This window comes from Streptomyces sp. V4I2 (assembly GCF_030817655.1).
Taxonomy (GTDB): domain Bacteria; phylum Actinomycetota; class Actinomycetes; order Streptomycetales; family Streptomycetaceae; genus Streptomyces; species Streptomyces plumbiresistens.
Map to the genome: position 1 here is coordinate 7,534,829 of NZ_JAUSZM010000003.1, position 12,081 is coordinate 7,546,909.

Annotated in this window: 11 protein-coding genes; 9 read left to right on the forward strand and 2 right to left on the reverse strand. The window is 69.9% G+C overall.

Going from position 1 to position 12,081, the window contains the following annotated elements; translation table 11 throughout:
• Nucleotides 1–47 precede the first annotated feature (47 nt).
• The 5 genes from QFZ76_RS35600 to mutM all read left to right on the forward strand — a co-directional run bounded on the left by QFZ76_RS35600 (nt 48) and on the right by mutM (nt 3,902).
• Nucleotides 48–1,142, forward strand: a complete 1,095-nt coding sequence (locus QFZ76_RS35600) for an ATP synthase F0 subunit B (protein WP_307677531.1) — start codon at nt 48–50, stop codon at nt 1,140–1,142.
• A gap of 163 nt (nt 1,143–1,305) precedes the next feature.
• Nucleotides 1,306–1,950 carry a DUF177 domain-containing protein gene (locus tag QFZ76_RS35605; protein WP_307677532.1) on the forward strand — a complete coding sequence of 215 codons (645 nt, stop codon included), beginning with the start codon at nt 1,306–1,308 and terminating at the stop codon, nt 1,948–1,950.
• Between the two features lie 2 nt (nt 1,951–1,952).
• A complete protein-coding gene (rpmF, locus tag QFZ76_RS35610; protein WP_033321093.1) occupies nt 1,953–2,126 on the forward strand; it encodes a 50S ribosomal protein L32 in 174 nt (57 codons plus the stop codon).
• 19 nt (nt 2,127–2,145) lie between these two features.
• Nucleotides 2,146–2,958, forward strand: a complete 813-nt coding sequence (gene rnc, locus QFZ76_RS35615) for a ribonuclease III (protein WP_307677533.1) — start codon at nt 2,146–2,148, stop codon at nt 2,956–2,958.
• A gap of 83 nt (nt 2,959–3,041) precedes the next feature.
• Nucleotides 3,042–3,902 carry a bifunctional DNA-formamidopyrimidine glycosylase/DNA-(apurinic or apyrimidinic site) lyase gene (mutM, locus tag QFZ76_RS35620; RefSeq protein WP_307677534.1) on the forward strand — a complete coding sequence of 287 codons (861 nt, stop codon included), beginning with the start codon at nt 3,042–3,044 and terminating at the stop codon, nt 3,900–3,902.
• Here mutM and QFZ76_RS35625 read toward each other — a convergent pair.
• Both QFZ76_RS35625 and QFZ76_RS35630 read right to left on the reverse strand, forming a co-directional pair.
• Entirely contained in the window at nt 3,875–4,279 is a 405-nt protein-coding gene (locus tag QFZ76_RS35625) for a helix-turn-helix domain-containing protein (protein WP_307677535.1), read from the reverse strand. The genes mutM and QFZ76_RS35625 overlap by 28 nt on opposite strands.
• Nucleotides 4,280–4,373: 94 nt before the next feature.
• Complete coding sequence (locus tag QFZ76_RS35630) at nt 4,374–5,456, reverse strand: CAP domain-containing protein (protein ID WP_307677536.1); 1,083 nt, start codon at nt 5,454–5,456, stop codon at nt 4,374–4,376.
• A 168-nt stretch (nt 5,457–5,624) separates the two neighbouring features.
• Here QFZ76_RS35630 and QFZ76_RS35635 point away from each other — a divergent pair, with 168 nt between their 5' ends.
• The 4 genes from QFZ76_RS35635 to QFZ76_RS35650 all read left to right on the forward strand — a co-directional run bounded on the left by QFZ76_RS35635 (nt 5,625) and on the right by QFZ76_RS35650 (nt 12,066).
• Nucleotides 5,625–5,906, forward strand: coding sequence for an acylphosphatase (locus QFZ76_RS35635; RefSeq protein ID WP_307677537.1), 282 nt, complete (start codon nt 5,625–5,627; stop codon nt 5,904–5,906).
• A 383-nt stretch (nt 5,907–6,289) separates the two neighbouring features.
• Nucleotides 6,290–6,493 carry a hypothetical protein gene (locus QFZ76_RS35640; RefSeq protein ID WP_053747983.1) on the forward strand — a complete coding sequence of 68 codons (204 nt, stop codon included), beginning with the start codon at nt 6,290–6,292 and terminating at the stop codon, nt 6,491–6,493.
• 213 nt (nt 6,494–6,706) lie between these two features.
• Complete coding sequence (locus tag QFZ76_RS35645; protein ID WP_307677538.1) at nt 6,707–10,429, forward strand: AAA family ATPase; 3,723 nt, start codon at nt 6,707–6,709, stop codon at nt 10,427–10,429.
• 218 nt (nt 10,430–10,647) lie between these two features.
• Nucleotides 10,648–12,066, forward strand: coding sequence for a sugar porter family MFS transporter (locus QFZ76_RS35650; protein WP_307677539.1), 1,419 nt, complete (start codon nt 10,648–10,650; stop codon nt 12,064–12,066).
• Nucleotides 12,067–12,081: the final 15 nt, after the last annotated feature.

Genomic DNA, 12,081 nt, shown 5'->3' on the forward strand with positions numbered 1-12,081 from the left:
GTCGTCCCGTCCGTCTCCAACACAGCTGTAGAGAGTGGCGAGCACAGGTGGACGTGCAGAAGAAGCTCGACGAGATCGTGACCACGGTCTCCGGTGCCCGGTCGATGCCCATGTCGGCCTCGTGCGTGGTCAACCGCGCCGAACTGCTCTCGATGCTCGAAGAGCTGCGCCAGGCCCTGCCCGGTTCCCTCGCGCAGGCCCAGGAGCTGATCGGCGACCGCGAGCAGCTGGTCGAGCAGGCCCGACAGGAGGCCGAGCGGATCATCGGGCAGGCACACGCCGAGCGCGGCTCCCTGATCTCCGACACGGAGGTCGCCCGCCGCTCCCAGGCCGAGGCGGACCGCATCCTCGCCGAGGCCCGCAAGGAGGCCGAGGACGTCCGCGCCGAGGCCGACGACTACGTCGACTCCAAGCTCGCCAACTTCGAGGTCGTCCTCACCAAGACCCTCGGCTCGGTGGGCCGCGGCCGCGAGAAGCTCCTCGGCACCGGACCCGGCATCGACGAGCAGGGCTACGAGGACGAGGACGCTCCCGAGCGCAGCCACGACCCGGAGACCCTGCGCCGCAGCGCCGACGAGTACGTCGACGTCAAGCTCGGCGCCTTCGAGGCGGTCCTCGCCAAGACCCTGGACGCCGTCGGCCGCGGCCGCCAGAAGCTGCACGGCCGGATCGCCAGCGACGACCTCGGTTCCCTCGCCGACGACCTCACGACCATCCAGCACTCCAGCGACGCCGACTACCTCGCCGACCTCGTCGCCCAGACGGAGGCGGACACCCCGGCGGCCCAGGCCGCCCCGGCCGAGCAGCCGGTACCCCAGCAGTACGAGCAGCAGCCGGCCTACGGCTACCAGCAGCAGGCCGCCGACCCCTACGGCTACCAGCAGCAGTACGCCGGCCAGCAGGACCCGTACGGCTACCAGCAGGCCGACCCGTACGCCTACCAGGGCTACGACGCTCAGCAGGGGACCTACGACCCGCAGCAGGCCCAGCAGGCCCAGCAGGCCCAGCAGGCCCAGCAGGCCCAGCAGGGCTACGCCGAGCAGCAGCAGATGCCCGCCCTCGACGAGACCAGCCTCTTCGACACCGGCATGATCAGCGCCGAGCAGCTGCGGGCCTACGAGCAGGGGCGCGGAAACGGCTGATCAGCCCGTCCAGGAAGGGCCGGTGGCCGGGAGCGCACACCGGATTGGGCCGTGAGCGAAAGGTCCAGTATCCTGGCTCTTCGGTCGCGTGCACGTCCGCGATCAACGCTGCCCGGGAACACCGAAGGACAGCGTCCCCGAGCTCAGAAGATCGAAAGCAGGAATGGCCCTGAACGCCCGCCTCGACCACCGCAACCCTCTCGTGTTCGACACACACGAGCTGGGGCGGCGTCCTGGCGCGCTGCAGCGCCTGACCCGTGAGATCGACGCCCCCAAGGATCTCGGGATCCAGGAGGTCATCGGAGTGCCGGAAGGCGCCCCGATGAAGCTCGAACTCCGCCTCGAGTCGGTCATGGAAGGTGTGCTCGTCACAGGCACCGTCCGTGCAACGGCCAAGGGGGAGTGCGTAAGGTGTCTGGAGCCGCTCGAGCTGGAGCTCACAGCGGACTTCCAGGAGATGTTCTCGTACCCTGACGCCGACGACCGGGGCCGCCCCAAGGCGGAGCCGGCCGACGACGCCGAGGACGACGAGGACATGCTCTTCATCGAGGACGGCCTGTTCGACCTCGAACCCGTGCTGCGCGACGCGGTGGTGCTCGCACTGCCGATGCAGCCGGTGTGCCGGGAAGACTGCCCAGGACTGTGCGCCCAGTGCGGTGCACGCCTTGCGGACGACCCGGGCCACCACCATGACGCCGTCGACATCCGTTGGGCGGCACTGCAGGGACTCGCCGGTTCACTCGAAGATGGCGAGAAGGACGACACCAGCGACGCCGAAGCGGGCGTCGACGAGAAGCAGGAGAAGTAGCCGTGGCTGTTCCGAAGCGGAAGATGTCGCGCAGCAACACGCGCCACCGCCGGTCGCAGTGGAAGGCTGCGGTCCCCAACCTGGTTGCGTGCGAGCGCTGCCACGAGCCCAAGCTGCAGCACATCGCGTGCCCGGCTTGCGGCACCTATAACAAGCGCCAGGTCCTCGAGGTCTGAGCGGCTGGTGAGAGGCACCGTGTCCACGCCAAAGAAGAACGCTCCCCGTGCCAACGGGGTCGACCCGGCGGACAACACAGCCTCGTCCCACACGCTGTTGGAAGGGCGGCTCGGGTACAAGCTCGAGTCCGCCCTTCTGGTGCGTGCGCTGACCCACCGCTCGTTCGCATACGAGAACGGCGGTCTGCCGACCAACGAGCGTCTGGAGTTCCTCGGGGACTCCGTGCTCGGCCTCGTGGTCACGGACACGCTGTACCGCACCCACCCCGACCTGCCCGAAGGCCAGCTGGCCAAGTTGCGGGCCGCGGTGGTCAACTCGCGTGCACTGGCGGAGGTCGGCCGTGGGCTCGACCTGGGTTCCTTCATCCGGCTCGGCCGTGGTGAAGAGGGCACAGGCGGCCGGGACAAGGCGTCCATCCTTGCCGACACCCTGGAAGCGGTGATCGGCGCGGTCTATCTCGACCAGGGTCTGGACTCGGCGGCGGAGCTCGTGCACCGCCTGTTCGACCCGCTGATCGAGAAGTCCTCGAACCTCGGAGCCGGCCTGGACTGGAAGACCAGTCTCCAGGAGCTCACCGCGACCGAAGGACTCGGCGTGCCCGAGTACCTGGTCACGGAGACCGGCCCCGACCACGAGAAGACCTTCACTGCTGCCGCCCGCGTCGGAGGCGTCTCGTACGGCACCGGCACCGGCCGCAGCAAGAAGGAGGCGGAGCAGCAGGCCGCGGAATCCGCGTGGCGGGCCATTCGGTCCGCGGCGGACGAGCGCGCCAAGGAGGCGGCCGAGCGGGTCGCCCAGGACGGCGAAGGTCCGTCGTCCGTCTCCGCCTGACCGAACAAGCGCGACCCGAGCGCCCGCCCCCTTCACCGAGGGCGGGCGCTCGACTCATACACCGGATGTGACGGGGGAGCCCCATGCCCGAGTTGCCCGAGGTCGAGGTCGTACGACGCGGCCTTGAGCGGTGGGTCGCCCACCGGACGGTCGCCGAGGCCGAGGTGCTGCACCCGCGTGCGGTACGCCGTCACCTCGCCGGCGCCGACGACTTCGCCCACCGTCTCAAGGGCCACCGCATCGGCACCCCCAGCCGCCGCGGCAAGTACCTGTGGCTGCCGCTGGAGGACACCGACCAGGCGATCCTGGCGCACCTGGGCATGAGCGGGCAGCTGTTGGTCCAGCCGCACGCGGCGCCCGACGAGAAGCACCTCAGGATCCGGGTCCGCTTCGCCGACGAGGTCGACACCGAACTCCGCTTCGTCGACCAACGCACCTTCGGCGGCCTGTCCTTGCACGACACCACCCCGGACGGCCTGCCCGACGTCATCGCGCACATCGCCCGCGACCCCCTCGACCCGCACTTCGACGACGAGGCCTTCCACCAGGCCCTGCGCCGCAAGCGCAGCACCATCAAACGGGCTCTGCTCGACCAGTCGTTGATCAGCGGTGTCGGCAACATCTACGCGGACGAGGCCCTGTGGCGCGCCCGCATCCACTACGAGCGTCCGACGGCGAACTTCACGCGCCCGCGCACCGCCGAACTCCTCGGCCACGTCCGGGACGTGATGAACGCGGCCCTCGCGGTCGGCGGCACGAGCTTCGACAGCCTCTATGTCAACGTCAACGGGGAGTCGGGCTACTTCGACCGCTCGCTCGACGCGTACGGACGCGAGGGTCTGCCCTGCAAGCGCTGCGCCACACCGATGCGCCGGCGCCCCTGGATGAACCGGTCCAGCTACTTCTGCCCGAGGTGTCAGCGGGCGCCGCGCGTCTCGTCGTAACGCTCGCGGGCCGTGAGTACGTCGTCCATCCGCCCCTCCACGAAGTGGATGAGGCCGATCAGCCGCGCGGCGACCTCGCGGCCAAGGGGGGTCAGTTCGTAGTCCACGCGGGGCGGGTTCGTGGGCTGGGCCTCGCGGTGGACCAGGCCGTCGCGCTCCAGGGCGTGCAGCGTCTGGGAGAGCATCTTCTCGCTCACGCCGTCGATCCGGCGGCGCAGCTCGTTGAAGCGCAGCGACCCGTCCTCGTGCAGCGCACCGAGGGCGAGGGCGCCCCAGCGTCCCGTGACGTGCTCCAGGGTGCCGCGCGAGGGGCAGGCCTTGGCGAACACGTTGTACGGGAGGTCCTGCACCTCCGAGCGGTCCTGCGTGGTGTCCATGTCCCAAGAGTACGTGAACACAGCGCTAACCGACAGGTTGCACTAACCGTGAGTTAGTGCTGCAAGGAGTGAGCCACCGACCGGGCCGCCGGGGCTAGTAGCCGAAGTCCTGCGTCCACCAGGGGCCGCCCGGGCCCATGTGTACGCCGACCCCGAGCGTCTTGAAGTCGCAGTTCAGGATGTTGGCCTTGTGGCCGGGGCTGTTCATCCAGGCTTCCATCACCGCGGCCGCGTCGGCCTGTCCCCGGGCGATGTTCTCGCCGCCGAGATCGGTGATGTCGGCCTTCGCGGCCCGGTCCCAGGGGCTCTGCCCGTCCGGGTTGGTGTGGTCGAAGAAGCCGCGCTCGGCCATGTCCTTGCTGAAGGCCTGGGCCAGGTCGGCCAGCGCGCTGTTCGCGGCGACCGCACTGCAGCCCACCTTCGCCCGCTCGTCGTTGACGAGCTTCAGCACCTCGGCCGCGGCGGCGGTCTCCGCGGACACCGTCACGGGGGCGCTGGTCTCCTCCGGCGCCTTCGTGGCCGCACGCGGCGGGGTGGTCTTCGGCTTCTTGCTGGGCGTGGCCTTCGGCTTCTTCGACGGCGTCTCGGTCGGCGCGGCCGACGAGGTCGAGGGGGCGGGCGTGGGCGAGGCGGAGCGGTCGGCGTCGCGGCTGGTCGACTCGTCCTCGTCACGGCTCTCGGCGCTGCCGGAGGTGCCGCCCTGCTCGGTCGCGCTGTTGGTCGGCGAGTCCGCGGCCTGCACGCTGCCGCCGTCGCTGCTGTTGCCGCCGCCGAGCTTGTAGTTCTCGAGGCCCGGCATCGCGCCCGTGGCGACCGCGACCGTGCCGAGGGCGACCGCCGCGGAGACGCCGAGCAGACCGGTCTTCACCGGCGTCACGGCGCTCCTCTTGCGCCGGCGGTGCGAGCCGGAGCGGCGGGGACCGTCGTCCGGTGTGAAGCCCTCGCCGCGGTAGAGGGCGTAGTCCTCCTCCGTGGCGAAGAGGTAGGCGTCACTCCTCGCGTTGGCCTCGGCGTGACCCTCGGGGTTCAGATAGGGAGCGATACCTATCGTCGGGTGTTCCCCCGGGTACGAGTCGTGGCGTCCGTGGCTGCCTGTGGAGAAGCCGTGCGCTTCTGTGACCCCCGTGGCGCGGCCCGTGGCGGCGCGGCCGGCGGCGGAGCGTCGGTGGCGTCCCATGTCCTTGCCTTCCTCGTCCTGGCGGTCGACGCGTCCCCCCGGTCAACCAAGCTCACAAAACTCACACGATCGAGTGAGTTTCGTATGAGATTCATTGGGTGGGGACGGTACCGCATGGCGCCAGGGGAGGAAGTGTCCCAAGAGACATTGGCCGGTTAGGTTGCACTCATGAGCGAGGATGTGCGACTGGTCGCCTGGGTGCGTGGACGGGTCCAAGGTGTGGGTTTCCGCTGGTTCACGCGGGCCAAGGCCCTGGAGATCGGCGGCCTGAGTGGTTTTGCTCTCAATTTGGGCGACGGACGGGTCCAGGTGGTCGCCGAGGGGTCGCGCCCGGGGTGCGAAGTACTCCTCGACTGGCTCCAGGGTGACGACACGCCCGGCCGCGTGGAGGGTGTCACCGAGATCTGGGACACACCTCGCGGGGGTTACGACGGCTTCGCCATCCGCTGACCCGATTCTGTAAAACGGCCCAGCGGGAAGCGGAGGGACATGCCACTGGCAGCTGCCCGGAGCAGAAAGAGCCTGGTGGTTGCCAAGAATCGCTTGCCGTGACAGGCTCCGCCAGGTAAGGATGATCGCCACGCCCTGAGGGCCCCGCAGGAGTCGCAGCGCCGCCGGTTCAGGCCGCGCAGCACCGGGTTGCCCGCCAATACGGGGCGTGATCGTGTTGACCGTCAAACTTTTTGGTGAGACGCTAAAAGCACCCCGCGCACCCTAGCTGTTTGGCATGGAAGAACGGCAGCAAGAACTCAAAAGTGTCAAGCACCGCGGGTGCGAATCCCTCACGACCCACACCGCTTCGGTCGGTCACTCAGTGTGGAGGACCATCCATCATGGCAAAGGCGCTTCTCGGTTACGTCGGCGGCTCCGACCCTCGACTCCTCGCCGAGATGCGACGGCTTCAGCAGCGCGTCCAGGACCTCGAATCCGAGCTTGTACGGATTCAGGCCGAGAACGACACGCTCGCGGCTGCCGCTTCTCACGACAGGATCATGGAGAGCATCGACGCACACCAGGCGGAGCCCGCGCTCACCTGATCACTGCATCGCTACACGACAGCTCACGCAGTGGTTGGGCAGCCTGTATCAACCGCTAAGTTGTCAGAGTTTGCAAGGGACGCTTCGGCGTCCCTTCTTTCTTTCCCCCGCGCATCCTTTCACTTCCTTTAACGTCTGGTGTGCCCTGCACGTTCATGGGTGAAACCGTGGGTTCATGGAGTGAGACACCCCCGGAAGGTAGAGTCCAGCGCCGTGCACCTCAAGGCCCTGACCCTCCGTGGCTTCAAGTCGTTCGCCTCGGCGACCACGCTCCGGTTCGAACCGGGCATCACGTGTGTCGTGGGGCCGAACGGCTCGGGCAAGTCCAACGTCGTGGACGCGCTCAGCTGGGTCATGGGCGAGCAGGGCGCCAAGTCGCTGCGCGGCGGCAAGATGGAGGACGTCATCTTCGCCGGCACCACCGGGCGCCCGCCGCTGGGCCGCGCCGAGGTGTCGCTGACCATCGACAACTCCGACGGGGCGCTGCCCATCGAGTACGCCGAGGTCACCATCACGCGGATCATGTTCCGCAACGGCGGCAGCGAGTACCAGATCAACGGCGACACCTGCCGTCTCCTCGACATCCAGGAACTCCTGTCCGACTCCGGCATCGGCCGTGAGATGCACGTCATCGTCGGCCAGGGCCAGCTCGACTCCGTCCTGCACGCCGATCCCATGGGCCGCCGTGCCTTCATCGAGGAGGCGGCGGGCGTCCTCAAGCACCGCAAGCGCAAGGAGAAGGCGCTGCGGAAGCTGGACGCGATGCAGGCCAACCTCGCGCGCGTGCAGGACCTGACCGACGAGCTGCGCCGGCAGCTGAAGCCCCTGGGCCGCCAGGCCGCGGTCGCCCGCCGGGCCGCCGTGATCCAGGCGGATCTGCGCGATGCGCGCCTTCGTCTGCTGGCCGACGATCTCGTACGGCTGCGGGAGGCGCTGCGGGCCGAGGTCGCGGACGAGGCCGCGCTCAAGGAGCGCAAGGAATCCGCCGAGCTGGAGCTGAAGAAGGCGCTCCAGCGCGAGGCGCTCCTGGAGGACGAGGTACGACAGCTCACACCGCGCCTCCAGCGGGCGCAGCAGAGCTGGTACGAGCTCTCCCAGCTCGCCGAACGGGTGCGCGGCACGATCTCGCTGGCCGACGCGCGCGTGAAGAGCGCGACCTCGGCGCCTCCCGAGGAGCGGCGCGGCCGTGACCCCGAGGACATGGAACGCGAGGCCGCCCGGATCCGTGAGCAGGAGGCCGAGCTCGAAGCGGCCTTGGAGGCGGCCGAGCGCGCCCTGGAGGACACGGTCGCGCACCGCGCCGACCTGGAACGCGAACTGGCCCATGAGGAACGGCGCCTGAAGGACCTCGCCCGGGCGATCGCCGACCGCCGCGAGGGCCTGGCCCGCCTGAACGGCCAGGTCAACGCGGCCCGCTCGCGTGCGGCCTCGGCCCAGGCCGAGATCGACCGCCTCGCCGCCGCGAGGGACGAGGCGCAGGAGCGGGCGGTCGCCGCGCAGGAGGAGTACGAGGTCCTGAAGGCCGAGGTCGACGGCCTCGACGCCGGCGACGCGGAACTCGCCGAGCAGCATGAGGCGGCGAAGCGGCAGCTCGCCGAGGCGGAGGCCGCGCTGACCGCGGCCCGCGAGGCGGCCACGGCCGCCGAGCGCAGACGCGCCGCGACCCAGGCCCGCCACGAGGCGCTGGCGCTCGGTCTGCGCCGCAAGGACGGCACGGGCGCGCTGCTCGGCGCGAAGGACCGCCTCACCGGCCTCCTCGGCCCGGCCGCCGAGCTGCTGACCGTGACCCCGGGCCACGAGGTGGCCCTGGCCGCCGCCTTCGGCGCCGCCGCGGACGCCATCGCGGTGACCACCCCGTCCTCGGCCGCCGACGCGATCCGGCTGCTGCGCAAGCAGGACGCCGGACGGGCGGCCCTGCTGCTGGCGGGGGCCCCGGAGGACACCGGCCCGGCCGCCGCGAGGACCGGAGCCGGCGCACCGGCAGGCTCGGTGGCGGCACCCACGAACACCGGCGGCGAGGCATGGCAGCCTCTGACGGCCGACGCGGCCTCCGCAGACCCGCGCCTCGGCGACGCGGTCCACTCCGCCGACAGCCCGCACTCCGACGCCGCGTCCGGACGGCCGCACCCCGACGGCCCGCCCTTCGCCGCCGACCTCGTCCGCGGCCCCTCCGACCTCATGCCCGCCGTACGCCGCCTGCTGCGCGGGATCGTCGTCGTCAGCACCCTCGAAGACGCCGAGGATCTGGTCTACGCCCGGCCCGACCTCACCGCCGTCACCGCCGAAGGCGATCTGCTGGGCGCGCACTTCGCGCAGGGCGGGTCCGCCGGGGCGCCCAGCCTGCTCGAGGTGCAGGCGTCCGTGGACGAGGCGGCCGCCGAGCTCGAGGAGCTGGCCGTGCGGTGCGAGGAGCTGACCGAGGCGCAGCACGTGGCGGGGGAGCGGCGCCGGGAGTGTGCCGCGAGCGTGGAGGAGCTGGGGGAGCGGCGCCGGGCCGCCGACCGGGAGAAGTCGGGCGTGGCGCAGCAGTTGGGGCGGCTGTCCGGGCAGGCGCGTGGGGCCGCGGGGGAGGCCGAGCGGTCCGTGGCCGCCGCCGCGCGGGCGCAGGAGGCGCTGGACAAGGCCCTCCAGGACGTCGAGGAACTCGCCGAGCGGCTCGCCGTCGCCGAGGAGATGCCGGTCGAGGAGGAGCCCGACACCTCGGTACGGGACCGGCTTGCCGCCGACGGGGCCAACGCCCGGCAGACCGAGATGGAGGCCCGCCTCCAGGTCCGTACACACGAGGAAAGAGTCAAGGGCCTGTCCGGACGGGCCGACTCGCTCGACCGGGCCGCCCGTGCGGAACGCGAGGCACGCGCGCGTGCCGAGCAACGGCGGGCCCGTCTCAGACACGAGGCGGCCGTCGCGGAGGCCGTCGCCTCCGGTGCGCGGCAGCTGCTCGCGCACGTCGAGGTCTCCCTCGCCCGCGCCGACGAGGAGCGCACCGCCGCCGAGGCCGCCAAGGCCCGCCGTGAGCAGGAGCTGGCCGCCGCCCGCACCGAGGGACGCGATCTCAAGGCGGAGCTCGACAAGTTGACGGATTCGGTCCACCGGGGTGAGGTACTCGGCGCCGAGAAGCGGCTGCGGATCGAGCAGCTGGAGACCAAGGCGCTGGAGGAGCTCGGTGTGGAACCGGCGGGGCTCGTGGCCGAGTACGGCCCGCACCAACTGGTACCGCCCTCGCCCCCCGCCGAGGGCGAGGAACTGCCGGAGGACCCGGAGCACCCGCGCAACCAGCCGAAGCAGTTCCACCGGGCCGAGCAGGAGAGGCGGCTGAAGGCGACCGAGCGGGCGTACCAGCAGCTCGGCAAGGTGAATCCGCTGGCCCTTGAGGAGTTCGCGGCGCTGGAGGAGCGCCACAAGTTCCTCAGCGAGCAGCTCGAAGACCTGAAGAAGACCCGTGCCGACCTGCTCCAGGTCGTCAGGGAGGTCGACGAACGCGTCGAGCAGGTCTTCACCGAGGCCTACCGGGACACGGCCCGTGAGTTCGAGGGCGTGTTCAGCAGGCTGTTCCCGGGCGGCGACGGGCGGCTGATCCTGACCGACCCCGACAACATGCTCACCACGGGCGTGGACGTCGAGGCCCGGCCGCCGGGCAAGAAGGTCAAGCGGCTGTCCCTGCTCTCGGGCGGTGAGCGCTCACTGACCGCCGTGGCGCTGCTGGTGTCGATCTTCAAGGCGCGGCCCAGCCCGTTCTACGTCATGGACGAGGTCGAGGCGGCGCTCGACGACACCAACCTCCAGCGGCTGATCCGCATCATGCAGGAGCTGCAGGAGGCCTCCCAGCTGATCGTGATCACGCACCAGAAGCGCACGATGGAGGTCGCCGACGCGCTGTACGGCGTCTCCATGCAGGGCGACGGTGTGTCGAAGGTCATCTCGCAGCGACTTCGTTAGATACGTGTCGCCTACACCGACCCTGACCTGCGCGTCTCCATAAGTTCAACTCTTGAACACACTTCTCTTACTTCGCCGTTCAAATCTCACACAGAACGAATTATTGACTTCGATACTTGAAGGCATAGTCTCGGCAACGTTGTTTTTACCTTCAGGGGTGAGCGACGTGAAGGGCTCACCCCACTCCGGCAGCGTTGCCGGTGGCCCGAGGAGTACACGTGACCAGCACAGCGTCGGCACCCAAGTCAGGAGCCGCTTCGGCTCATCCCGATCATCTCGGGCATGTCATCTTCATCGCGGCGGCGGCCGCGATGGGCGGTTTCCTCTTCGGCTACGACAGCTCCGTGATCAACGGCGCCGTCGAGGCCATCCGGGACCGCTACGACATCGGCTCCGCGGCGCTGGCCCAGGTCATCGCCATCGCCCTCATCGGCTGCGCCATCGGCGCCGCGACCGCGGGTCGCATCGCCGACCGCATCGGCCGCATCCGTTGCATGCAGATATCGGCCGTCCTCTTCACGGTCAGCGCCGTCGGCTCGGCGCTCCCCTTCTCGCTGTACGACCTCGCCTTCTGGCGGGTCATCGGTGGCTTCGCCATCGGCATGGCCTCCGTGATCGGCCCCGCCTACATCGCCGAGGTCGCCCCGCCGGCCTACCGCGGCCGGCTCGGCTCCTTCCAGCAGGCCGCGATCGTCATCGGCATCGCGATCTCCCAGCTGGTCAACTGGGGTCTGCTGAACGCCGCCGGCGGCGACCAGCGCGGCAAGCTCATGGGCCTGGAGGCCTGGCAGGTCATGCTCGGCGTCATGGTGATCCCGGCCGTCCTCTACGGCCTGCTCTCCTTCGCGATCCCCGAGTCCCCCCGCTTCCTGATCTCCGTCGGCAAGCACGAGCGGGCCCGCGAGATCCTCGAAGAGGTCGAGGGCAAGAGCGTCGACCTGGACGCCCGCGTCACCGAGATCGAGCACGCGATGACCAGCGAGCACAAGTCCACCTTCAAGGACCTGCTCGGCGGCTCCTTCTTCTTCAAGCCGATCGTCTGGGTCGGCATCGGCCTGTCGGTCTTCCAGCAGTTCGTCGGCATCAACGTCGCCTTCTACTACTCCTCGACGCTGTGGCAGTCGGTCGGCGTCGACCCGACGGACTCGTTCTTCTACTCCTTCACGACGTCGATCATCAACATCGTCGGCACCGTCATCGCCATGATCTTCGTCGACCGCGTCGGCCGCAGGCCGCTGGCCCTCATCGGCTCCGTCGGCATGGTGATCGGCCTCGCGCTGGAGGCCTGGGCGTTCTCCTTCGACCTGGTCGACGGCAAGCTGCCGGCCACCCAGGGCTGGATCGCCCTGATCGCCGCCCACGTGTTCGTGCTCTTCTTCGCCCTGTCCTGGGGTGTGGTCGTCTGGGTCTTCCTCGGCGAGATGTTCCCGAACCGGATCCGCGCCGCCGCCCTGGGTGTGGCAGCCGCCGCGCAGTGGATCGCCAACTGGGCCATCACCGCGAGCTTCCCGTCGCTGGCCGACTGGAACCTCTCCTTCACCTACGTGATCTACACGGTCTTCGCCGCGCTCTCCATCCCCTTCGTCCTCAAGTACGTCAAGGAGACGAAGGGCAAGGCGCTGGAGGAGATGGGCTGAGCCTCGTACCGAGGC

Coding starts and splice junctions, on each gene's coding strand:
- QFZ76_RS35630 (WP_307677536.1), bottom strand. CDS start 5,456: ATGGGACGCCACCGACGCTCCGCCGCCGGCCGCGCCGCCACGGGCCGC.
- QFZ76_RS35635 (WP_307677537.1), top strand. CDS start 5,625: ATGAGCGAGGATGTGCGACTGGTCGCCTGGGTGCGTGGACGGGTCCAA.
- QFZ76_RS35625 (WP_307677535.1), bottom strand. CDS start 4,279: ATGGACACCACGCAGGACCGCTCGGAGGTGCAGGACCTCCCGTACAAC.
- QFZ76_RS35640 (WP_053747983.1), top strand. CDS start 6,290: ATGGCAAAGGCGCTTCTCGGTTACGTCGGCGGCTCCGACCCTCGACTC.
- QFZ76_RS35605 (WP_307677532.1), top strand. CDS start 1,306: ATGGCCCTGAACGCCCGCCTCGACCACCGCAACCCTCTCGTGTTCGAC.
- mutM (WP_307677534.1), top strand. CDS start 3,042: ATGCCCGAGTTGCCCGAGGTCGAGGTCGTACGACGCGGCCTTGAGCGG.